Consider the following 21,940-nt stretch of genomic DNA (forward strand, 5'->3'; position numbering starts at 1 on the left):
ATGCCTCTATCATAATTTGTCAATTTTTGTAGTTAAAATGACGACATTTTAATAAAAAGAAGCATATACTCGATGTAATAAGCCTTCCTTAGAGGAAAATCGGAAGGGTTGCAATCTGCAAGGAGAGAAATCCTATGCAAATAGTCGGGGGAATGACGGAATTAGAATATGCCTTTTTGTTCACCCTCAGAAAGGTAAATTCAATCGAGTTAGGAGATTTTAAGCCATTTTATAATAATTTACCAGTTGATCCTTATATTAAAGGCAACTATCGTCTGCGAAGATTATCTCGATTTATAGTTGCAGAGGATCAGTTAGTTAAGCTACCTCATGGTTATCTGTTTCAAAGTAAAGATTACAATCCATTAGTTGGCGATATTAAAAGAGAATTTGCAGAATTAGATGAGGCACTCATCGGACTTAATAGTTTTAAAAATCTGGTATTAGCATTTAGCGATTCTTGCAAACTCCATCCAGAAGCAGAAATCGGCGTGCATCAAATCAGAACTACTTGTTCTCCAGATAATTTTGGCAATCCCGCACCTGAGGGTATCCATCAAGATGGTACAGATTTTATCGGTATCTTCTCTGTTGATAGAGAAAATATTCAAGGTGGGGAAACGCACTTGTATACTGCCAAAAAAGATAAGCCTGTATTCAGTAAGATTCTCAATCCCGGAGAGTTATTATTGGTCAACGACCATGATTTTTATCACTTTACTACTCCGATAAAACCGCAGACAGAAGCTCAAGGTATTAGGGATGTTTTTGTATTAACTTCTCCTAGTTTGCTGACTGATTAAAGGTAATTGGTATCAATTGCATAACTATTGATAAGGGCTGTTAACTGTCAACAGTCAACAACCCTTACGATGGATTGTGCAACTTAAAGGCTAGCTGCGATCGCCTGACTCAAGCGTGGCTTATCCAAACCAATCTGATTCAGGAGTAACCAAGATTGAATTAAGTCTGGGCCATGCACATCACCGGTGAGGGCGACTCTGAGCGATCGCATGACTAAACCTTTCTTCACATTTTGGGCTTTCACTACCTGCTTAATTATGTCTTGAGCGGCATTTTCTGTAAGTTGGGTTTGAGCTTCTAAGGCGGCGATAATTGCCTCAAGTACAGCTTTAGAACCTTCTTGCTGCAATTGTTTGCTACCTTCTTCGCTCAATTCCACTGTTTCACTGAAAAACAGTTTGCTCATATCCACTGCATCGGTTAACCTAGTCAAGCTGGCGCTGAGTAAACCCACCAACTGTTCTAACCAAGGGCGATCGCGTCCCCCAGCAAATGAATATCCAGCCGCTTCCCAATAGGGAATGAGTAAATCAGTCAACTGATCAACTGGGGTGTTGTGAATATATTGACTGTTCAACCAATCTAGTTTCGCCCAGTCAAATTTTGCCCCGGCTTTATTCACCCGCTCAAAAGTAAATTCTTTGGCGGCTGCTTCTAAGGTAAATATTTCTTGGGTAGAATCTGGTGGCGACCAACCAAGCAAGGTCATGTAGTTGACTAAACCTTCAGATGTGAAGCCCATTTGCTGAAAGTCAGAAATGGATGTCACCCCATCCCGTTTGGAGAGTTTCCGCCCTTCCATATTTAAAATCAGGGGAGTATGGGCAAATTCTGGGATTTTTGCCCCAAAGGCTTCGTATAGCAGAATTTGTTTGGCGGTATTGGCAATGTGGTCTTCTCCCCGGATGACATGACTGATTTGCATATCGATGTCATCAATCACCACGACGAAGTTATATAACGGCTGACCAGTATCATTTTCGGAAGCACGGGCAATGACCATATCACCGCCTAAATCACTGCCTCGCCAAGACATCTTACCCCGTACTAGGTCATTCCAAACGATTTCTCGCTCATCGTCGATTTTAAAGCGGATGACGAAACTACGTCCTTGGGCTTTAAATTCGGCTTCTTGTTCTGGGGTGAGGTGGCGATGACGATTGTCGTAACGCGGGGCTTCGCCTTTGGCTTTTTGCGCTTCTCGTAGGGCTTCTAGTTCTTCTGATGTGGTGTAGCAGCGATAGGCTAAACCCTGATCTAAAAGTTGTTTTACTGCTTTTTGATAAAGGTCGAGGCGTTGGGATTGGAAAAATGGCCCTTCATCCCAATTCAACCCTAACCAACGCAATCCCGTCATGATATTTTCCGTATATTCGGGACGCGATCGCTCTAAATCTGTGTCTTCAATTCGTAAAATAAATGTGCCGCCGTGGTGGCGGGCAAACAGCCAGTTAAATACGGCTGTTCTCGCTGTACCAATGTGTAAATTCCCTGTTGGACTAGGGGCAATTCTGACTCTAACAGTCACAGTATTTCTCTCTCTCGCAAAGCATGAATAAATTTAGCTTAATACTTAAGCTTCTGAGTCCTGAGATCAATCTAGGAAACATGGACTCAACATAGTTAAGTAATTACTTCCATCCCATACCTATGCTACTCAGGACTCAGCTATAATTACTTACAAATTAGAACGGGACTGACGGGGCTCGAACCCGCAACTTCCGCCGTGACAGGGCGGTGCTCTAACCAATTGAACTACAGTCCCTTAATTGGCAACTTCCCTATTATGACGAACCTTCAAGGATTTGTCAACCTCATTTATGAAATTTCTTTTTTAGCTCAAATTTTAATTTCTAGGATTTACCCATGAAAATGAAACATCAAGGGTATAGGGGTATAAATGTTTGAAACCCCTACATCCTTAAACCCTTACACCCCCAATACGGTTCGGTTAAGGGATTTCTTGGTCAAGTCAGGCAGGGGAAGTAAGGGGAGAAGAGAAGCAGGGGAAGAGAAAAATTATGAAAATAACCTCCTTTCCTCCCCTGCCTCCTCTGCTTCCCCTGCTTATCCGAACCGTATTGCTTACACCCTTACACCCTTACACCCAGTTTCAACAGACAACCCGTGTGCGTAAGTCCTAACTTCATCCCTTGGCTAATTTTTCCAGCCGGCGTGTAGATGACAGATGCTGAAGCATATGGGCTTGAATTTGTTTATACTGCTGCCTGAGCAGGTTTTTACTAGCCAGAGGTTGAGAAGTTGGTGGGAGTTTTTGACTTTGTTCTACCCAAATTTTCAACTTTTGCCTTTGACTGGTTTCAATGTTACTGCTGAGGACTTGAATACATCTGTGGGGTGGTTCTAGGGTGAAGCAAATTAGGGGGTAGGTTTCATTATCGGCTAATGATAGTACTAATGTACGATTGAGGGGATGTTGCATATCCAGGTAGCAAGGTAGCCACTTTGGTTCTTGTTCTTGGTTGTAGAGGAGTGTCACCCACAAAAGCATGGGGTGGGGTGATGTAACAAAGATAAAACGGTTATAAATTTTAGAATTGGCACGCTGCTGAATTTCTTTTTTGGGTAACATCAGCCAGAGCGTGGATAAGTTTTTTTGGTGTGTGTTTAGTGGTAGAGGGAAAACAATTTCTTTTTTGGGTTTATCTTGAGGCCAAGTAAGTTCTTTGCATTGTTGTTCTAATGCTTTTATTACATCAGAAGCTGATATTAATTTGGGATATGATGGAGGGCTTATATTTGTAGGTAATCCAGCACAGTCAGACTGTTCTAATCCATCAATAGTTCGCAATATTTCTCCTACATTCTGTGGGCGATCGCTGGCTTTTTTCTCCAAGCAAGCCATAATTAAATCGTTGAGTTGTTGCGGGATTTTTAATTGGGGTTTGACATCGGCGATCGTCCTTGGTTTCTCAAAGTTATGAGCTTTATACCAAGCACCAAATAAATCAGTTTCTGGTTGCCAAGGTTTCGCTCCAGTGAGCATTTCAAACATGATCACGCCCAAGCTATATATATCAGAACGACCATCTAATTTTTCTCCATCTAATTGCTCTGGAGAACAGTAGGGTAGAGTCCCATGAAATCCTCTATTTGTACTTAATGTAACTGTATGATTTAAAAATTTAGCAATACCAAAATCGAGGATTTTTACTAATTGCCCTAATATCGGATCGGGAATAACTAATATATTTGCTGGTTTAATATCTCGATGTACTAAAGGATAAACTTTACCCTCAATTTGAATACCTTGATGGGCGCACTGTAAGCCCAAACAAATCTGGCGGGTGAGATGGACAAACTGGTTTAAAGGTAAGGGAATTAAGTCTTTTAAACTTTTGCCATTGAGGTATTCCATGACATAAAATGGTTTCCCTGTGTCGCTGACACCATAATCATAAGCCCTAACAATATGCAGGCTTTTTTGGCTGAGGGCTGCGCTCATCAATGCTTCGCGGGCAAAGTCTTTCTGAATTTTAGGATCAGATACAGTTTGAGTCAGAAATTTAATTGCAACTGGCGCTCCTCCTAACAGAACATCAGTTGCTAAGAAAACTTCGCCCATACCGCCTATACCAATCAACTTTTGCAGTTGATAACGATTGGCAAGTAGTCCTGTATTGTGTGGAGATGTAAATGCACTTTGATTCACTTTGACAACCTCTCCTATGCCCACTTTTGACAATTTAAAATGTCAAGTGTTGGTTTTATGACTGATATTTAAAAATTTGTAAGACTTTATCTATTAGTTTGGTCAGCCAACTCTTAATTTCCATTTGTTCTTGTGGTTTATTGACCGCTAAACTCTCCAATATTTCCAGCTTTATTTTTTCATATTCTGTTTTCAATATTTTTCTCGCTTGTTCAGCAGGGACTAATTCATTAGATTTGATATTTTGTTTAAATGTTAACCAATCTGTCAGTTGTTGACGTTGTTGCGCGGTGAGAATGAGGGTGACCACTTGAGCGCAATTAGTTGGTTCTTCTATGGCGAAAAATAAGAGATGATAATAGCCTGTTTCTGCTAAAGCTTTAACTATTTTTTGTCCTCTATTTTCTTGCAAATCAATAAAATAAGATAGCCATCTAATTAAAGATAGCTGAACATCATATAGTAAAGTTACCCATAATATCATGGGATAAACATTCATTTTATTAATAAATTTAATGCTATTATTCTTAGATAAGAACTGTGCTATTTCCTGCTTCGGCAACATTGCCCAAAAGGTTGGTATTAGCCCTTGAGTTGTATGGAGAAGATGGGGAAAGCCAATCAGGTCTACTGGTTTATTTTTTGGCCAAGTTTTCTGTAAACATTCTTTTTCAGTAATAGAAGTTACAGGTACTAATTGAACTGTAGGTAGAGTTTCCCAAATATCATTACTAATAGAATTACTACTCGTATTTTGCTGTTTAACTAATTCTAATACTTGGATTATTTCCTCAATATTTTGCGGGCGATCGCCTACTTCTTTTGCTAGACAACACATGACTAAATCTTGCAATTCTTCTGGTATTTTCACTTGGTCATTTACTTCCACAAGTGTAGGTGGCGCTTGAAATCTGTGGGCTTGATACCAATTACCAAAAGAATTACTTTGTGTTTGAAATGGATGTTTAGCTGTTAGCATTTCAAACATTAGCACGCCTAAGCTATAAATATCAGAACGTACATCCAGTAGTTTACGTCCTTCCATGTGTTCTGGCGAGCAATAAGGTAAACTACCGATAAATGAATCGGTGAGTGTCATCCCACTGCGTTCTGTTAAAAACTTAGCAATGCCAAAGTCAAGAATTTTTACATTCTCATTTTGCTTATTATTTTCCGTAATAAATATGTTTTCTGGTTTAATATCCCTATGTACAATCGGGTATATTTCACCTTTGAGAATAATGCCTTGGTGCGCGCATTTTAGACCTACGCAAATTTGATAACAAATATCTAAAAATTTTTCTATTGTTAACGGCTTAAGCTTTAATATCTGTTTTAAATTTTTTCCTTGGAGATACTCCATTACATAAAAAGGAGTTTTTTCATCAGTCACGCCGTAACTTAAAACACGCACAATATTTTTACTTTTACGCCCTAATTGTGCGCCAATAAAAATTTCTCTGGCAAACCGTTGAGATATGTGCTGATTCACTAAGTTCAACATGAGAATTTTCAATGCAACTTTCTTTCCGCCTTTAGCTGCATCTTCTGCTAAATAAACTCGCCCCATTCCCCCTTTGCCAATTAAATCTATGATTAGATAACGATTATTTAAGAATTTTCCAATATAAACATCCGGTTCTGTTTTTGGGTTTACCATAACTGGTAATTTGAGGTTATCTAGTAACTGCTTTATTGAATGAAAACTTAACTTTAACTTAGGGGAATTTTCAGATTTTATTGATGTACCTGTATCCGCTAAAAATTAGTTTTTTGTGTATTGAAAATTTTGCAAAATTTTATAGAAAATTTCCTAAATATTATGTTACATAATAACTCAGCAAAAGAAATGAGGAAATTCACTTAATCCCTGATTTGTATGAATGAATTTCTCAAGAATCAACGGTAAATTTACTGACAACGGCTAATATTAGGGTCAGAATTTGACAATAAAAAGTTTTTCTGGGTTCGTGGTGTAGTCTTTTATGCAAATTTAAAGTTTAAAATTTTGTACTATTCGCCGGAATAACCTGATAAAAGGTGATTCTATTTTGAGTTGAAAGGCGAGGATTTGGTTGCGTTGTATGGAATTGAAATTATTATCACTAATGAGAATTAACGCTTTTTGTCCATTAGGTAGCCAAGGCCCAATGGTTAAGCCTTCTATGTTATCTAGTGCTACATCTAAGGTTCTTAAATCTAAGAGCAATTTTTTCTCAACTGGCTTGATATTTTTGGAGTTTATTGTTAGCAAGCTATTTAGATTTTGGATGTTATCAGCACCTGCAAGGGAGACTTGAAATAAAGAAACACCAAATCCTAAACCAGCAAAGGAACGTTCTATACTTACAAGGTGTCCATGATTATCCAAGGCTATTAAATCGGGTAATCCACTGGCAAATTTACCTGTTAAATTTAAAAAAGCTGATACGGGTTCTGTTTGGTAGAGGAATTCTTTTTCTGGTTGATTATTTTGTAAGTTATATTGTAAAATTCTGCAAGGGCTACCAATGTTAGGTTGTGCTGCTTCTCCATCTTGAATTAAAGCATTTTCCGTAGCTGTAAATAAGTATTTATTATTAGGTGTAATTGTTAAACTTTCAAAGGCTAAATTATTACGAATACCTTGTTTTCGATTTTTATCAGGTAAAAACTTTTTAGGGATGGGTAGGCTTTTAATTGCTTTACCTGATGATAAAGGAAATTCTTTGATAAAAGGATTGGTTAAATTATCCACATCACCTTCCGAAGAAATGAATACTGTTTCTGCTTGAGTAACTGCAATTCCTTCTGTATCTGTTTCCCCAGGGACAAAGGGTTGACCATTTTCATTTAATAGAGTGGTAACACCTACGGGAACAACGCTACTATCTTGTAATTTACCTTGACTTAAATCAATTTTGAAGGTGTAGAAACGTGCAGGTGCTTTTTGTCCCCTATCATCAGAAATAGCGTAATAAAGGTCATTACTAGAATCATAAGTGATACCTGATAGCCCACCTAATGGAGTATTTTGAAAGGATAATCTTTTTGGTAAAGTAGCTTGCCCAATAAATTCTATACTACTGATTTCTACAGCGTCTGTAACTAAATTTGTAAAGAATAAGCTGGTAATTAAAATTCCAATAGTAAAGAAAATAAAGGTTCGCCAATTTAAGTTTTTTCTAATTATTTTCATCTTTTCTTGCTTGGTCTTTTTCTCTTAAGTAGAACAATTTGAAAAAACCAACCTATGTTAAGTGATGTAAAAATACTAGGCTTCATTTCCTAGTAAAGACTTTAGTCCTTGTGTGAGAACTTTAGTTCTCACTAAAAACATTTAATTATTCACCCTGTTCTACTTAGTGGTTGATTATTTTTACTACTAAGACATAATGAAATTCCTGACTACCAAATTTTAACCTACACGTCGTAAATGATACTTGTCTTGCACAAATTCGACTAGCCAGTCTTTGACTTTGCGGGTGGCGCGACAGTCGTCTTCGTTATAGCGGATAATGATTTCTAGTAAGGTGCGATCGCCTGTTTCTAGCCATTGATCATACCAGTATATACACTTAGCACCAGTGGCTTCTTTATCACGCCACTCAAAACCCATCCAGCGCGCAATGGCTTTTAAGGCATAACTCTCTATAGGTAAAGCCACGCTTTGGGTGAGGTGTTCATAAATATCGACAAATCTATATAATACTGGGTTGACTGAGGTGTAAGGTGTACGGTATAGCTTGGCTAGGCGTTTAACTGTATCTAATTCGTACACACAAAAATGATAAATTGGGGCTTCGGGATATTGCCATACTAAGTCGAGAAACTGTCGCCAAATTAATTCTTCTTCTGATGGTTTTTCGGCGACAAAGGAATAAAATTGTTCGGTGTTGGTTTGTTTGTTAATTACCAAAACCCCTAACAGATAATCTAAATTTAAGTCTGGCTGGGCTTCAATATCAAAGTATATTTCTACAGGGGAGTTGAATATCAGATTTCCCTTGGGCGGCGGGAATGGCAGAATTAGCGGCTGTCTTTGTAGAACTGATTGGGCTTGCACTACTAACTTGGCTGCAACTTGCGAATCAAAACCTACGAGATTTTCTAATATAGTTGGGCTGGTATGGGCGAGGGATTCTACGCTGGTAATGTTGAGGATTTGCAGTTGGGTGTAACGGATGGGTGTCACGCCAGGTAGTAGAGAGAGGTGTTGCTCAGATTGAGCGATCGCATAACATTGACTGTACCAAAGACAAAGATTACACTTTTGACGGGAAATAAATACTTCTGGTGCAGTATCTGACTCTAAGTCTTGAATAAACTCTCGTAAAATCCCCTGCATCTGGGGTATCCATTTAAATAAGTCTACTGAATACGGTGTCTCTTTACCCCGCAACATCAACCAAGCATTCTGGGGCTGAACTTCCTGTACTTTTGCCAAAATTTGGGTGTGGAAGGCTGTAACTACTTGATATTCTTGTTTGGGACGCTTACCCAGTTCTATATCCACTGGTTCATATACCCAATCACCAAATTTGGACTGTCCTGGCTGTTTGATTAACAAATCGGGACGACTCAAGCAGGTATATTTTGTATCATCTGTATCTATTAATTGGTTGTAATTAGCTAACAATACTCCCTGATAAATATACTCAACTCCACGCTGCATCAATTCTATGGTGGCTGCTTGTCCTGCTTCCCAATTCCTTTTCGGATATTCTGGCTGATGATATACAAATTTAGCCAAGATACTTTGTTGATGAGCATATTTATCTTGTTGTAATTTCAGCAACAATTCACTAGGTGCATCCCTTTGGCTTCTATCAGCGTGAATATCTAAAATAGGACGGCGTTTACAGCGTTGGTATTGCAGCAGGTGTTCAGCATTAATTAGCATTCATTTGGGGATTGGGGATTGGGGACTATTAACTATAGACTATGGACTAATGACTATTTTGAATTCTAATTTGTCTATGACTTCTATTTCTACTTTACAGACTAGGTTGCACAGCTATCGGGAACAGTTCCCTGCTTTAGCTAATAAGACCTATTTTAACTATGGTGGACAGGGGCCGATGCCTCAAGGGGCAATGGATATTATTACCCAATCTTTAGCTTATATCCAACAAATCGGCCCTTTTGGGACTGAGGCTGGTAATTGGATAACGAAGCAAACTCAAGCTGTGAGGGAAGCGATCGCCTCGGAATTAAACGCCTCTTCTGATACGATTACTTTTACAGATAATGTCACTGTTGGCTGTAATATCGCTCTTTGGGGCATCCCTTGGCAAGCCGGCGACCATATTTTACTATCGGACTGTGAACATCCAGGGGTAATTGCTGCTACCCAAGAAATTAGCCGACGCTTTGGGGTGGAAGTTACTACTTGTCCCCTCAAAGCTACCTTAAATGTAGGCGAACCGACAGCAATTATCGCCCAGAATTTACGCAAAAATACTCGATTGGTAGTCCTCAGTCATGTCTTCTGGAATACTGGACAGGTGCTACCTTTGGATAAAATTGTTGAGGTATGCAGAAATAATAACTCTTTACTATTAGTCGATGCTGCCCAGTCTGTTGGGGCGTTACCTCTCAACTTAACGGAGTTGGGGGTAGATTTTTACGCTTTTACTGGTCACAAATGGTTATGCGGCCCTGAGGGGGTGGGCGGTTTGTATGTGCGACCAGAGGTCAGAGACATCCTCAACCCTACATTCATCGGTTTGTATGGAATTATTGTGGATAACCAAGCCCAACCTGTAAGCTGGAAACCGGACGGGCGCAGGTATGAAGTATCTACCCTAGCTTATCCATTATACCTGGGGTTAAAGGAAGCGATCGCCACTCATCAGCGATGGGGAACACCACAGGAACGTTACGCGCAAATTTGCCACAACAGTGAATACCTCTGGCGCAGTTTGGCGGCGATACCCAATGTCAAATGTTTACGTAATACACCACCGGAAACGGGTATTGTCTCTTTCCAACTCCACCAAACCCCATCCCTCAAGCTGGTGCAATTTCTCGATTCTCAAAAGATATTAACCCGAACAATTGCCGACCCAAGTTGTATCCGGGTAACTGTTCATTATTTAACATTGGAATCGGAAATCGACCAATTAGTTGAAGCTGTAGCTAGGTTTTCACTCTAGTCAAGTCGCTTCGCTCCAATTCAAAATTCAAAATTCAAAATTCCCTACGGGTTCGCGTAGCGTTCTCGAAGAGTAGGCTACGCCAACAAAATTAAATACCCCACAGATAAATCCGGGGCCTTGAATTAATGCTGTTTCACTTTTTTTCTTTGGTCATTAGTTATTGGTCAAGAAGCTAGACAGTAAGAAACACAGTGGAATGGTTTCTTACTATCTGGAGAGAAAACTTAGATTTTTCAAGGTTTACGACAAGTGCGACTGTGCATCTCTATTGCGCGGTTGGGGCTGGGGGAGAAAGATATTTCTAAATATTGACTGCAAATCTAATTGTATTTAACATTAATTATTTGCACAGGTTACTTTAATGTCACTTCTGACAGAAACTTTAGAAAGAATCTTTAAGCATCTGCAACAACATAGACCAGAGGTAGCCTCACTTCTAAAACCAGGAAAAAAAATTGAAGAAATTCAATCTCAAATTAACAATTTACCTTTTCATTTACCAGAAGAAGTTTATGAACTTTATCAGTGGCATAATGGTATAGATTTTACAAATATTTCAAGAATTAGTTTACCTGTTGATATTAGTTTTATTCCTGGCTTTGACTTTCTGCCTTTGGAACAAGCGATAGAAGATTCTCAAGAAATTGAGGAGTTTAGGCATGAATATACTTCACCAGAAGATGAGAACTGTCATAAACCTTGGTTTCCAATCTTCGGTTCTGATGATTTAGAATATTTCCTTGTTTTTGGTAATTCAGACAATAATAAATATTCATCTATAATGCACTGTCATTTAGGAGGTGGAAGTCTACCTAAATTGAAATATCCTAACCTAACAACTTTCATGCTAATAGTAGCAGAATGCTATGAAACAAACGCTTATTACCTGACACAGCCTTCAGAAGATAATTATTTTAGAGTATTCTTAGAAGAAAATCCAAAACAATTCGCTGAAATTGAACGTAAATATTTTCTTGAAGAGTTAGAAGAATTAATAAAAGCAATATCTCAACCTAAATGTTTACTATCAAACAATATATTTAATAGCTTATGTCGCTTTAAAGATCCAAGATTTGTAGAACCAATGATTCACATCCTTCATTTACCTTTATCTGAAGTGGATAATGAAGAAGAAAACATCTCAATTCGTATAAGTGCAGCTATAATTCTTGGAGAAATTGGAGATTTGAGAGCAGTAGAACCTTTAATGAGAGCATTAGAATCTCGGTTGAAAGAAGACCGGGGATACTCTGTAGCAAATAATGCAGCAGAAGCACTCAGAAAATTAGGAGATCCCAGAGCTATTGAACCGTTGAAACGATTTGTGCAAAATAATCAACAGTATCTTCCAACTTTCATACCGTCAACTTCATGGCTTGAGCGAATTGCTCTTCAAGAAGCTTTAGAGCAAGCAAATTGGGCAATCAAAGAACTTGAGAAAATAATTTGAACAACTTTTAATTGGCAAGTAATGTTTTTTAGCCTCGACTTCGCAATCAAGGTGTGAGACATTGGCTAATACAAACCTTGATAAATAGACAAAACTTAAGAGTGAAATAAATTGGTTTCTGAATTGTTTCTTACTTGTACTATTGAGCTTTCAAGTTATTAATTACAGTGTTTTTGCTCCCCTTACTGCTAAGTGTTTAGTATTATGCTTAACTACGTATTGTATTTAACTAACGATTATAAAATGATGCGGAGTTATTTGCATGACCAAGAAACGAGAACAAGCGTTTTCAGCAATTAGTGATGCAATCGCTAATGGTATTAAAAATTTTTTAGCTGCTTTTATGCACGATTGGGCTAACGAAACAATGTATGGATTTCTTCTGGAAGCTTCTTGGGAAGGAACCTCTGTAGAAGCTGTGGCTGCAACCGAAGAAGGATTATTGCGTATAGCTAAATCTTATGCAGTCTCTGATAGTAAGGAAGATGAACAATCCATTAATCATCAACGCATTCAATTACGTTGGGGGAGTCCTGAAGATGGCTGGTACGCTAACTATGATGCAAATTTCTTTACTAGAGCTAATCATTTACTTGTCCAGGCTCATGAAACTGGATTGATGGAACTGGGCGATCAACAATTACAGCATTTGTGTCTTGAGGTACTACGAGAGTTAGATGAGAATGGAGTTTTCGCAAGTGCTGAGACTCGCCAAAATATTGTAATTGGTGTTTGTGACGTAGGCGGCGACAATACCGAAGAAGATTTTTTACAGTGGGCAGAGGCAGTTAATCCACCAGTAGTGATGGAACGATTACGCCGTGAACTGCAAGAAGCAAATGAGATATACACGCGATCGCCTTCAGGCAGGGCGTAGCCCATCGCTTGGGCGTTAATTGAGGATAAATGCTTAAAAATTAAAGCTTTTACCGTAATTTCGTAATTCCTTTATATGACGACATCGAGACAAAATGAAATGAGGGTAAGGCATTCAACTCGTAATTAACACAATTGTTTTTTTCTATAAAATTAATGTTTCGAGTTTTGCTTGTACTTCTTCTATTAAATCTTCTGTTACACTTTCAACAAATTTTACTTTTCTAGCTTTCCAATCTAGTGTTTTAATTTGATCTGCTAACACAACCCCTTTTGTTTTCATTCCTTCAATAAGGGGAACTTCAAACTTAAGCCCCTTTGGGTTAGTAGTTATAGGACAAGCTAAAACTAAAGAAGCCATTTGATTGTACTTAATTGGAGATATAACAAGAACAGGGCGATAGCCAGTTTGCTCACGCCCTTGTTGTTGTAGCTCGTTATTTAGTGTTATGGCAATATCATCAAATGACATTCCAGAATTACGAAGAGTAAATACACGTTGAATTGATTCAGCCGTGAACTGTTGTGCAGAGCCAAACTCTAATTTAACAATGTCTCCTCTATTGGGAAAGTAAGGCGGCTTCACTACCAAGCTTCATTCCCCACAGCGTCACCTGTTTCAAATTCTGGATGAAAATTATCAGGGGTCATCCCTTCAAGTAACTCATCAAGCGTATATTTTTTTCGTCTCTTTGGTGTAATTACTATGCTATTGCCTTCAACACTAAAATTGATATCTGTTCCTTCCGTTATGTGTGCTTGTTCAGCTATCGATTTAGGAATCCTAACAGCTAAACTGTTTCCCCATTTAGCTACAACTGCTGTCATAATCTTCTCCCAACGCTGTATTAGCGATTTATACGCCCAATTTTGTGTTTCCGCAGCAACACCTTTTTAATAATCGTTGGTCTGACGTATATACTTTGAAGATACATCAGACAAACAAGGGGTGTCAACACCCTTTAGAAAAAGTGACTTTTTACTTCTATCTCTCTATGCAAGCCACGACGGAGGAAGCTGCGAAACAGAGGCTTATATAATCCTCATAAGTCAAGCTTTCTAGCAAACTAATAATATTTTTCTTAGCTTTGTTTCTTACTTGTGCCAAACTTTATAAGTAATTGTTTAATTTTTAGTTGTACTGTATAAGTTCAATTCTATTTAAGCCTTGAGCATTGGTCAGGTCAACCCCTGGTAAGCCGGAAGCAAACCATTTTTTCTATAGGCAATGCTACCAACTATAATTTTATGAAACGCCCCATCTTATACGTAGCCATCACAAACCACGGCTTTGGCCATGCTACTCGCACAGCTTCAGTCGCGGCGACAATTCAAAAGTTGTGTCCAGAAGTTCTCTTAATTATGGTGACTACTGCGCCTCGGTGGTTACTAGAGTGCTATATAGAAGGCGATTTTATCCATCGTCAGCGTGCTTTTGATTTGGGTGTGGTGCAGTCGGATAGCCTCAATATGGATAAGGATGCAACTTTGGCGAAGTTGTTGGAAATTAAAAAGCAGCAAAATTCCCTGATTGCTTCTGAAGTAAATTTTATCCGCCAAAATCGTGTGGATTTAATATTAGCTGATATTCCTTTTCTCGCGCCTCTGTTTGCTAAAGCCGCAGGTATTCCTTGCTGGATGATGAGTAATTTCGGCTGGGATTTTATCTACCGTAGTTGGGGAGGGGAGTTTGCGGTGATCGCTGATTGGATTAGTGAGTGTTATTCTCAATGCAATCAACTGTTTCGTCTACCCTTTCACGAACCTTTACAAGCTTTCCCCAAAATTATAGATGTGGGTTTGACTGGTGGTTCTCCTCGCTACTCTGTTGAGGAAATCCGTTCTCTTTGGGGTATCACTGCACCTAAAGATAAGACTATTTTACTTACCTTCGGCGGTCTGGGTTTACAACAGATTCCCTACGAGAACCTGAAGCATTTTCCCGATTGGCAATTTATCGTTTTTGATCAATCTGCCCCTAACTTACCTAATTTAATCAAAATTCAAGACCGCAAATATCGCCCCGTAGATTTTATGCCTATTTGTGGGCGTGTTGTTTCTAAGCCAGGTTTTAGCACATTTTCCGAAGCCACTCTACTAGATGCACCCCTAGTAACTATTCCCCGTGATGATTTTGCGGAGGCTGCTTTGTTATTGGAGGGTATAGCCAATTACAATTCCCATCAAATTTTGACTCCAGAAGAATTCTTCCAAGGTAACTGGGATTTTCTCCATCAACCTCTGCAATCACCAAAGCAAACTCAACCAATTGCTAAGGATGGAAATGTAGCGATCGCCCAAGCTGTTTTAGAATATTTACAATTCATCTAAGACACAAGACGAAACATAAAACTTCATGGAGTTTCAAGCAATAGATACAGAAACACTAAAATTGGCTCTTGAAGATGTGCGTAGAGTTATGGAAAAACAAAAAGAAGAGCGACAATTTCTGCTAACACAAATTAATATTTTATTTGTTACAAATACAGCTTTATTAACTTTTTTGACAATATCTAGATTACTTACCAAATTTAGTCTTTTCAGTGCAGTAGAGTTATTCCTAATGTTCTTAAATTTTATGCTGTTAATTAGAGCTTTACTGCCCCGCCAATTTTCGGTCACTCCTAACCTAGAAACTGAGGATTTTTTCAATAAATATTTAGGATTGTCATCTCAGTAATACCAGATGCAAATGTTAGTTAACTTGAGAACGACTTATAATAATAATCAGAACCGAGTAGAAGATATAGCTCAATCCTTGACATATTCTGCTTTTGTGACTGCCACAATTGCTGTGATTGCCTTGTTGCATCAAGTAACAGCTTACCTTATCCCAGAATTGCAAAAACTATGAATAACAGCCAGGAAACCATAACATCTTCTCAGCAGCTATTGCTTCTCCCAGAACCGGACTTAGCTAACATTACAGTTTTAGCTCACAATTTACCCAACAAACCTATTCTACCTTGGAATCGCTTTGATTCTACTGGCATCCAGAAGAAAGTGAATCAAAGAGAGCCGAAATTATCTACTAATTTATCAATACTTACTATTTTAGTAAATGCTTCTTTACCAGTGATATTACTTGCTTTATTTTTGAAGGATTCTTCTGTGTCTATAGAAATAGAAACAAAAAATACAAATCAACCTGATTCAGAATTTTCTTAGCTGTTATCTACACCGAAAATATCATTACAAATGACTCACTACCAAAAACTTCTTAGAGTTTCTACTAACGGGAAATCATTCTACAATATTACTGCCAAAATTGAATCTATAGTTGCAGAATCAGGTGTAGAAACTGGACTTTGTACTTTATTTTTACGCCACACTTCTGCCAGTTTAGTGATTCAAGAAAATGCCGACCCAGATGTACTTGTGGATTTAGCTAATTATATGGCTAAACTTGTGCCAGAATCAGGGAAATATATTCATGATGCTGAAGGTGCTGATGATATGCCGGCACATATCCGCACGGCTTTGACTCACACTTCTGAAAATATTCCGATAAATCGTGGTCATTTGGTGTTAGGAACTTGGCAGGGAATATATATTTGGGAACATCGTCAGCGCAGTCATGTCAGAGAATTAGTTGTGCATATTTCGCAATAATCGGAATTGATCAGATCCCTAACTGCTCTTAAGACTTATAGCCTTTCTTACCCTAGTGAAGTACAAATAACAATAATTAAACGCAGATGGACACAGATATTGACGTTCGCGGTAGCGTCTCGTAGAGAAGTCTTCCCGCAGGGTACGCGGATAAATTTGCACCCCAGTAGACTAGGAAACGCTATAGGGATCTGTCAATATATATATAAGTTAAATTTATTTAATATATTTTCACATCATGTAATTACAGATATAAAATAATATTTATTTCTAGCCATTTAAGCTAGTTTAATAACGATGCAGCAGCACATAGCACCGATTAATAATTTTCAATTACTCGATGAAATACTAACCCAAGCTTCAGTTGATTTATTAACCTTGAATCCCCAAAAAAGAATGATAACTAGCTTTGTGGAATTGGGGCAAAAAATTACGCAAGAAACTACAAATTCTCAAATAATTAATGCCTTAATTAAGACGTTAGAGATCATAGTCTATGCTCAGTTAAAGAATTTCCCAGGAAATATTTTCTGGGATTTTGATTTTATGGTTAGTAGTATGTTGAGACTAGCTTTGTTAGAAAACGATGGTGCTGTTGATTTTCTAGAAACTTTTGGACAAAAGATGGTATCTTTAACAGAACTATTTGGCGGCAAAAGTGAAATTAGATTTCGCTATGTCCATGATTTTACATATGGATTTGATTGGGCAAGGTGGGTACAAAAAGATCCAAAAAATCGTGTAACAATAGAGCCTTTTAGTTTGATTTTCCTTGACTACTTGTTAGATAAAAGTGAAGAATTGCGGCAACGTATTCATCAAGGTCGTTCCCAATCTTATAAGTTGTGTGCAACAGGTTTTCGTAATCCTTTTACTTTCTCCCGTGAACCAGAAGATGAATATCGATTATTTACTCATCTGGCCCAAGACAAATTGATTCCAGTCCCAGCATGGAGTTGGAATGCTTCTCCTGTCTGGAATCAGCCTTTTGAGGAGATGCGTGAGCAATTAGCATTAAAATTAAATATTCAACCACAGAGACACTGATGAAAATTGCGGATTTAATTACTTGGTTTGAATCTTGGGCGAATCCGGCTTGGTGTGAAAGTTGGGATAACTGCGGCTGGCAAATTGAACCTGGAATACTGCATGAAGAAGCTAGAGTTTTGGTTTGCCTAACACCAACTTTGGCGGTAATGGAGGAAGCGATCGCACTCCAAGCCAATCTGATTTTTGCCCATCATCCCTTGATTTTCAGCCCTCCCAAGTCTCTCCGTCGTGGTGAAGCGATCGCGGATATGGCAAGGTTAGCTTTTACCAAAAATATCGGTATCTACAGCGCGCACACCAATTTTGACCAAGTAGAAGATGGTACGGCCGATGTTTTAGCACAGATTTTGGGACTCAAGGATGTTGCTCCCATAGTCCCGACGCAAGGGGGATTAGGTTATGGGCGTGTTGGTTTGCTAGATCCGTTCTTAAATTTACAAGAGTTATTAACTGTCATTCAAACCCGCCTGGCTCCTCCTGATTTAATTTTTTCCCCCACTGCGGATTTACAGCAGATAATTTCACGGGTGGCTGTGTTGGGTGGTTCGGGTGCGAGTTTTATCTCGGCGGTAGCCAAAACCGGTGCGGAAGCTTATCTAACTTCTGACTGCAAATTCCATCAGTTTCAAGAAAGCCGCGATCGCGGTTTAATTCTCATCGATGCTGGACACTATGCCACTGAACGCCCGGCTTGCGATCGCTTAGTAGAAAAATTTCGGTCTTTAAATCTACATTGGGTGCAATTGAGCAACCAAGATGAGGATTTTCGCCAGTTTTTCGTGAAATAGAGCAAGGGCGATATGTAATTAAATATTAATGATAGGTTAGTAGTTTTTTTTGTTTTCTATTTAAGTTAATTTACGTAATAGATTTTAATGTCTAACTAATAGTATCTTTCTGTAACTCTCTCAGGAAATACTCTTCGGAGTCAAAACGTAATTCTTACATATACCTTAGTTTTTTCATGATGTGATACAGATCACAGACGATACTGACTAGGATCACTAATAATTGCTGTTTTATATCAATTAGGTAAAGCCTAAAGTATTCCAAACTGGAGGTGACCAAATGCTTACTCAACCCTAAACAAGATGATTCGCGCACTTGTTGAATCTGCTTTTCAAACTGGTTATCTCAGTGTTGAATCTGAGGGTCTACTCAATCAAGTGCTGGCTACTAGGTGCTATCAGCCGGAAGATGTGCCGTCTCTAGCATCTTTGTATGATGCCGTTAATGCGGGAACCATTAAACGAGAAGCATCTTCGCAACGTCTTATAGAATCTCTCTCACGCTTCAAATCTCCCTAAAACTACCAAATTCTCATGATAAAAATCTTCAACTCATAACTATTGAGGCTTTGTTGTTGAAAACCATGAAGGTCAGCCAGAGAATGAGTTAAGATCAAATACGTAGGGGTAAACGTCAAGCCGAATCCCCAGGCTTCCCAGCAATGCTAATGATTACAAGTAGGCAAATTAAACAACCGGAATCATCGCTTGTTTTGGAGTATTTATTATTACATAATGGTAGGAAGAACTTACCGGAACCCATTCACTTGGTGAGGAAGACACCAGAAATGTTTGATTTCTATGAAGCAAACATTAGCTGAATCACCCCGAAAGAGATAGAATTTGGTGCAGTAACCACAAGTTTATGAATCCATATTCTCCCAGAACTGAAAATTATCAGTAAGTATCTGGACATGGTCAGAAGACACACTGATTCTGAACCAGGTTTCTCAAATCCTAAGGGTGTTATTTAATTGGGGTAAAACCCAGGTTTTTCAAGGTTTAACTACGTTGTTTAAAAAGGCAGAAGCAGTACATGCTACACCGCAAGATTTATCAACTGTGTTGCGACGGGCGGGAGGTATGTGTATTCTTGCGGGACCAGCAACGCTGGATAGAGCGCGCCCGCATCCTCGATATAGAGGGAGACTTAGTGACCCTACGCTATGAAACAGACGAAGAAGACGAAGTTTGCTCTTGGGAAGAGATGGTTCGTCTTGAAAGCATCGGCGCTGTTACTCAAAAATTAGCTTCAGTTCCACGCGGTAATATAGAACCCCTCACAACTGAAGATTGCCCAGATGCCGAGCGTATCCGTAACCATTATCCCGATTCTAATCCTGAGTAAGAGGTAAGGGGGCAGGAAGAGAAGTTGCAAGGAGGGTTTCCCTCCGGGCAAACTTCCCTACGGGACGCTACGCGAACGGGAGCAGGGAGCAAGGGGGAGGCTTACCAAAAGATTTCTCCTTTTCAACCTACATCCAATCCCTCTCCCCGCTCCCCACTTACCACAGACCACATCCTGAATCCTGAGTAATACGTCCTACTCAGGATTCGTTATTTATATACAGAGGGGTGTAGGGGTGTAAGGGTTTAGGGGTGTGGGGGAAACAACTAATAATTAAATCAAGATACCTCATAAATACAGTTTTTCTCCTAACCTCTATACCCAGCCACAGCAAGAGTTTCACGTTTACAAGCGCGACATTCCTTTTATACCCCTATACCCCTATACCCCTATTCACCATTCGCTAATCGCTCAAAAGCGGGACAGTGACCCTCTAGAGTCACTCTAAAGTTGTATAGGGGAGAGGAGGGGTTCCAGCAGCGTTGTCCTCGTTGATGGCGACAAGTGCCGCAGCAATTAATTTCGGGGGAGATGTAGCGATCGCTATTTTGATTGAGGAGTTCTCTTTGGGTTAATCCCCGTAATACCAGTTCTTCCCCCTGCCAACGGGCTTCAATTAAACCAGTATCGGCGAACTGTCGCCACCGGGGATCGGCGGTAATGGCTTCGGGGATGCTGATGGTGATGACTGTTCCTAACTCTGTCAGTTCACCTTCATAATTTGTTTCTGGGGGGGCTGGTTGTAAAAATGTTTCGCCGATAAGCAGTTCTACCATTGTCTCAGCCGCCGGTGAATGGATGTGATAACGGTTCTGCAATTCTTCTAAACAGGTCAAATCTGCTAGGTAGGCAGGGGAACCGTGAACAAAAACGACGTGCTGGGGACGTAAATTATGAATTAATTGGGTAGTTCCCGGCCCATCACTGTGTTGAGCTAGGAGATAACTTTCTACTGTGGTGGGGGCTGAGTATTTTTTATTAACTTTTATATCAATTTTTTCTGGCAATAAGATGAGCCAAGGCCCGGTTTCTGGTTGACAGTACTGTTCTAAATCAGATGTGGAATCTGTTAGGACAATACAAGGCGATTTACCTACTATGCTGCGGTTTTCTGGTTGCAAGCGGCGCACGCGGGGACGCACTCGCTCATCCCAAAATAAGGGTTGATGGCGGGCGAAGTTTTGGACTGATGCTGGTAGGTGTGGTAGCAGTTCCAAGTAAGCATCACAGCCAATAGCAACAGCGCCATCCACCCAAATATCTAAATCTCTGCCGGTGAAGTGGTGATGAGAACGCAGCAACATCAACAGTTCTTGTCCTAAGCCTAAAGCGGGGGTGGGGAGGATAACAGAACAGCGATCGCTAATGGCGCGATTAATTCTCTCGGCTAGTTGGTTTTCTTGGTTGCGGCGGTGGGGGTGTCTGGATGTGCCGTAAGTCCCTTCAATAATCAACACATTTAAGTCTATACCGCGCAGTTCTTCTAACCGCAAACCTTCAACTAAGCGAGAGTTAGATAAAAAGAAATCCCCTGTATAGAGTAATTTGTATGAGCGATGTTCTGTGGTGTATGTGAGGAGAATTGCCACTGCGCCTGGTAAGTGTCCGGCGGGGAAGATTTCGGCAACTAACCCGTCTTGTAGTTCTACAGGCGATCGCAACGGTAAGGCGTGACACAGTTGGGGAATTTCCTGGGGGTTGCGGTCTAACCAATTCAAAGGCAGCAACTTGCTGGTTACCTCGCTACCATAGATAGGTAAATTAGGAAAAGCTTGATGCAGTGCTAGTAAACCTCTAGCGTGATCTGGGTGGGCATGGGTAACTAAAACTAAATCTGCTGGTAAAGGTGGATTACCCCGCTTTGCTGATGGAGTTACACTCTTTTGGATAGAAGAAATGTCTGCTAAACCACAATCCAACAGAATTCGATGCGGCCCCATCCGCACTAATAAACATACACCTTCATCATTGTGCTGAACACTGTAGGGAAAACATTCTAGTTCGGTTGCTGCTTCCCCTGTCTCAATATTGGAATATGTGGACAAATTATTCCTCATGTTCTGCTCCCCTCCAACCTCATCATTGACCTATCCGAAAAACCAAGATTCACGAAGATTTTGGTTTTGTAGCTTGGGGGTAGTTTTGGTAGTGCGCCCCTAAAGCTGAAGAATGTGGATTTTTGATTGGGATGGACACCTT

Annotated in this window: 22 protein-coding genes and 1 tRNA gene; 14 read left to right on the plus strand and 9 right to left on the minus strand. The window is 39.6% G+C overall.

Features of this window, described 5'->3' with window-relative positions; translation table 11 throughout:
* Positions 1 to 134: 134 nt before the first annotated feature.
* Positions 135 to 803, plus strand: a complete 669-nt coding sequence (locus tag GSQ19_RS04080; protein WP_011321518.1) for a 2OG-Fe dioxygenase family protein — start codon at positions 135 to 137, stop codon at positions 801 to 803.
* Between the two features lie 83 nt (positions 804 to 886).
* On the opposite strand, the gene gltX is transcribed toward GSQ19_RS04080, so the two are convergent.
* From gltX to GSQ19_RS04110, 6 genes are all read right to left on the minus strand, one after another.
* The gene (gene gltX / locus GSQ19_RS04085) at positions 887 to 2,332 is read right to left on the minus strand and encodes a glutamate--tRNA ligase (protein ID WP_011321519.1); all 1,446 of its coding nucleotides are present in this window, start codon (positions 2,330 to 2,332) and stop codon (positions 887 to 889) included.
* A gap of 163 nt (positions 2,333 to 2,495) precedes the next feature.
* Positions 2,496 to 2,569: transfer RNA gene (locus tag GSQ19_RS04090), tRNA-Asp, on the minus strand.
* Between the two features lie 381 nt (positions 2,570 to 2,950).
* Complete coding sequence (locus GSQ19_RS04095; protein ID WP_011321520.1) at positions 2,951 to 4,477, minus strand: serine/threonine protein kinase; 1,527 nt, start codon at positions 4,475 to 4,477, stop codon at positions 2,951 to 2,953.
* Positions 4,478 to 4,532: 55 nt separating this feature from the next.
* A complete protein-coding gene (locus tag GSQ19_RS04100; RefSeq protein WP_011321521.1) occupies positions 4,533 to 6,137 on the minus strand; it encodes a serine/threonine protein kinase in 1,605 nt (534 codons plus the stop codon).
* A 333-nt stretch (positions 6,138 to 6,470) separates the two neighbouring features.
* Entirely contained in the window at positions 6,471 to 7,655 is a 1,185-nt protein-coding gene (locus tag GSQ19_RS04105; RefSeq protein ID WP_011321522.1) for an esterase-like activity of phytase family protein, read from the minus strand.
* A 219-nt stretch (positions 7,656 to 7,874) separates the two neighbouring features.
* Complete coding sequence (locus tag GSQ19_RS04110; protein WP_011321523.1) at positions 7,875 to 9,359, minus strand: TM0106 family RecB-like putative nuclease; 1,485 nt, start codon at positions 9,357 to 9,359, stop codon at positions 7,875 to 7,877.
* Positions 9,360 to 9,435: 76 nt separating this feature from the next.
* Here GSQ19_RS04110 and GSQ19_RS04115 point away from each other — a divergent pair, with 76 nt between their 5' ends.
* The 3 genes from GSQ19_RS04115 (at position 9,436) to GSQ19_RS04125 (ending at position 12,944) form a co-directional block, all read left to right on the plus strand.
* The gene (locus GSQ19_RS04115) at positions 9,436 to 10,614 is read left to right on the plus strand and encodes an aminotransferase class V-fold PLP-dependent enzyme (RefSeq protein ID WP_041456506.1); all 1,179 of its coding nucleotides are present in this window, start codon (positions 9,436 to 9,438) and stop codon (positions 10,612 to 10,614) included.
* Positions 10,615 to 10,978: 364 nt separating this feature from the next.
* On the plus strand, positions 10,979 to 12,067 hold the full coding sequence (locus GSQ19_RS04120; RefSeq protein ID WP_011321525.1) for an SMI1/KNR4 family protein: 1,089 nt from the start codon (positions 10,979 to 10,981) through the stop codon (positions 12,065 to 12,067).
* A 262-nt stretch (positions 12,068 to 12,329) separates the two neighbouring features.
* Complete coding sequence (locus GSQ19_RS04125; RefSeq protein WP_011321526.1) at positions 12,330 to 12,944, plus strand: DUF4303 domain-containing protein; 615 nt, start codon at positions 12,330 to 12,332, stop codon at positions 12,942 to 12,944.
* Between the two features lie 144 nt (positions 12,945 to 13,088).
* Here GSQ19_RS04125 and GSQ19_RS04130 read toward each other — a convergent pair whose 3' ends face one another.
* Together GSQ19_RS04130 and GSQ19_RS04135 are read right to left on the minus strand one after the other, a co-directional pair.
* Positions 13,089 to 13,529 (minus strand): type II toxin-antitoxin system PemK/MazF family toxin, encoded by a 441-nt coding sequence (locus tag GSQ19_RS04130; RefSeq protein WP_104009995.1) that lies wholly within the window; start codon positions 13,527 to 13,529, stop codon positions 13,089 to 13,091.
* Positions 13,529 to 13,771: an AbrB/MazE/SpoVT family DNA-binding domain-containing protein gene (locus tag GSQ19_RS04135; protein ID WP_011321528.1), complete on the minus strand. Its 243-nt coding sequence runs from the start codon at positions 13,769 to 13,771 to the stop codon at positions 13,529 to 13,531. The genes GSQ19_RS04130 and GSQ19_RS04135 overlap by 1 nt, the downstream gene beginning before the upstream one ends.
* A 420-nt stretch (positions 13,772 to 14,191) precedes the next feature.
* Here GSQ19_RS04135 and GSQ19_RS04140 point away from each other — a divergent pair, with 420 nt between their 5' ends.
* The 10 genes from GSQ19_RS04140 to GSQ19_RS04175 all read left to right on the plus strand — a co-directional run bounded on the left by GSQ19_RS04140 (position 14,192) and on the right by GSQ19_RS04175 (position 19,741).
* Positions 14,192 to 15,274 (plus strand): hypothetical protein, encoded by a 1,083-nt coding sequence (locus tag GSQ19_RS04140; RefSeq protein WP_011321529.1) that lies wholly within the window; start codon positions 14,192 to 14,194, stop codon positions 15,272 to 15,274.
* A gap of 25 nt (positions 15,275 to 15,299) precedes the next feature.
* Positions 15,300 to 15,623 (plus strand): hypothetical protein, encoded by a 324-nt coding sequence (locus tag GSQ19_RS04145; RefSeq protein WP_011321530.1) that lies wholly within the window; start codon positions 15,300 to 15,302, stop codon positions 15,621 to 15,623.
* A 6-nt stretch (positions 15,624 to 15,629) separates the two neighbouring features.
* Positions 15,630 to 15,797 (plus strand): hypothetical protein, encoded by a 168-nt coding sequence (locus GSQ19_RS29670; protein ID WP_197992819.1) that lies wholly within the window; start codon positions 15,630 to 15,632, stop codon positions 15,795 to 15,797.
* Positions 15,794 to 16,111 carry a hypothetical protein gene (locus tag GSQ19_RS04150; protein WP_011321531.1) on the plus strand — a complete coding sequence of 106 codons (318 nt, stop codon included), beginning with the start codon at positions 15,794 to 15,796 and terminating at the stop codon, positions 16,109 to 16,111. The genes GSQ19_RS29670 and GSQ19_RS04150 overlap by 4 nt, the downstream gene beginning before the upstream one ends.
* A gap of 30 nt (positions 16,112 to 16,141) precedes the next feature.
* On the plus strand, positions 16,142 to 16,555 hold the full coding sequence (locus tag GSQ19_RS04155) for a secondary thiamine-phosphate synthase enzyme YjbQ (RefSeq protein ID WP_011321532.1): 414 nt from the start codon (positions 16,142 to 16,144) through the stop codon (positions 16,553 to 16,555).
* A 297-nt stretch (positions 16,556 to 16,852) separates the two neighbouring features.
* Entirely contained in the window at positions 16,853 to 17,602 is a 750-nt protein-coding gene (locus GSQ19_RS04160; protein ID WP_011321533.1) for a hypothetical protein, read from the plus strand.
* The gene (locus GSQ19_RS04165; RefSeq protein ID WP_011321534.1) at positions 17,602 to 18,393 is read left to right on the plus strand and encodes a Nif3-like dinuclear metal center hexameric protein; all 792 of its coding nucleotides are present in this window, start codon (positions 17,602 to 17,604) and stop codon (positions 18,391 to 18,393) included. Before GSQ19_RS04160 ends, GSQ19_RS04165 begins: the two co-directional genes overlap by 1 nt.
* Positions 18,394 to 18,696: 303 nt before the next feature.
* Positions 18,697 to 18,912, plus strand: coding sequence for a hypothetical protein (locus GSQ19_RS04170; protein WP_011321535.1), 216 nt, complete (start codon positions 18,697 to 18,699; stop codon positions 18,910 to 18,912).
* A gap of 143 nt (positions 18,913 to 19,055) precedes the next feature.
* Positions 19,056 to 19,214 carry a hypothetical protein gene (locus GSQ19_RS29675; protein WP_011321536.1) on the plus strand — a complete coding sequence of 53 codons (159 nt, stop codon included), beginning with the start codon at positions 19,056 to 19,058 and terminating at the stop codon, positions 19,212 to 19,214.
* A 215-nt stretch (positions 19,215 to 19,429) separates the two neighbouring features.
* Positions 19,430 to 19,741, plus strand: coding sequence for a DUF6679 family protein (locus GSQ19_RS04175; RefSeq protein ID WP_010997370.1), 312 nt, complete (start codon positions 19,430 to 19,432; stop codon positions 19,739 to 19,741).
* Between the two features lie 389 nt (positions 19,742 to 20,130).
* On the opposite strand, the gene GSQ19_RS04180 is transcribed toward GSQ19_RS04175, so the two are convergent.
* Entirely contained in the window at positions 20,131 to 21,798 is a 1,668-nt protein-coding gene (locus tag GSQ19_RS04180; protein WP_011321537.1) for an MBL fold metallo-hydrolase, read from the minus strand.
* Between the last annotated feature and the right edge of the window lie 142 nt (positions 21,799 to 21,940).

This window comes from Trichormus variabilis 0441, from assembly GCF_009856605.1.
In the GTDB taxonomy this organism is placed as follows: domain Bacteria; phylum Cyanobacteriota; class Cyanobacteriia; order Cyanobacteriales; family Nostocaceae; genus Trichormus; species Trichormus variabilis.

Bases quoted from the DNA above. Each gene is read 5' to 3' on its own strand.
- GSQ19_RS29670 (WP_197992819.1), top strand. From the start codon at position 15,630: ATGCAAATGTTAGTTAACTTGAGAACGACTTATAATAATAATCAGAAC.
- GSQ19_RS04120 (WP_011321525.1), top strand. From the start codon at position 10,979: ATGTCACTTCTGACAGAAACTTTAGAAAGAATCTTTAAGCATCTGCAA.
- GSQ19_RS04105 (WP_011321522.1), bottom strand. From the start codon at position 7,655: ATGAAAATAATTAGAAAAAACTTAAATTGGCGAACCTTTATTTTCTTT.
- GSQ19_RS04155 (WP_011321532.1), top strand. From the start codon at position 16,142: ATGACTCACTACCAAAAACTTCTTAGAGTTTCTACTAACGGGAAATCA.
- GSQ19_RS04150 (WP_011321531.1), top strand. From the start codon at position 15,794: ATGAATAACAGCCAGGAAACCATAACATCTTCTCAGCAGCTATTGCTT.
- GSQ19_RS04160 (WP_011321533.1), top strand. From the start codon at position 16,853: ATGCAGCAGCACATAGCACCGATTAATAATTTTCAATTACTCGATGAA.
- GSQ19_RS04170 (WP_011321535.1), top strand. From the start codon at position 18,697: ATGATTCGCGCACTTGTTGAATCTGCTTTTCAAACTGGTTATCTCAGT.
- GSQ19_RS04165 (WP_011321534.1), top strand. From the start codon at position 17,602: ATGAAAATTGCGGATTTAATTACTTGGTTTGAATCTTGGGCGAATCCG.
- GSQ19_RS04145 (WP_011321530.1), top strand. From the start codon at position 15,300: ATGGAGTTTCAAGCAATAGATACAGAAACACTAAAATTGGCTCTTGAA.
- GSQ19_RS04080 (WP_011321518.1), top strand. From the start codon at position 135: ATGCAAATAGTCGGGGGAATGACGGAATTAGAATATGCCTTTTTGTTC.
- GSQ19_RS04115 (WP_041456506.1), top strand. From the start codon at position 9,436: ATGACTTCTATTTCTACTTTACAGACTAGGTTGCACAGCTATCGGGAA.
- GSQ19_RS04180 (WP_011321537.1), bottom strand. From the start codon at position 21,798: ATGAGGAATAATTTGTCCACATATTCCAATATTGAGACAGGGGAAGCA.
- GSQ19_RS04100 (WP_011321521.1), bottom strand. From the start codon at position 6,137: ATGGTAAACCCAAAAACAGAACCGGATGTTTATATTGGAAAATTCTTA.
- GSQ19_RS04140 (WP_011321529.1), top strand. From the start codon at position 14,192: ATGAAACGCCCCATCTTATACGTAGCCATCACAAACCACGGCTTTGGC.
- GSQ19_RS04175 (WP_010997370.1), top strand. From the start codon at position 19,430: ATGCTACACCGCAAGATTTATCAACTGTGTTGCGACGGGCGGGAGGTA.
- GSQ19_RS29675 (WP_011321536.1), top strand. From the start codon at position 19,056: ATGCTAATGATTACAAGTAGGCAAATTAAACAACCGGAATCATCGCTT.
- GSQ19_RS04135 (WP_011321528.1), bottom strand. From the start codon at position 13,771: ATGACAGCAGTTGTAGCTAAATGGGGAAACAGTTTAGCTGTTAGGATT.
- GSQ19_RS04125 (WP_011321526.1), top strand. From the start codon at position 12,330: ATGACCAAGAAACGAGAACAAGCGTTTTCAGCAATTAGTGATGCAATC.
- GSQ19_RS04110 (WP_011321523.1), bottom strand. From the start codon at position 9,359: ATGCTAATTAATGCTGAACACCTGCTGCAATACCAACGCTGTAAACGC.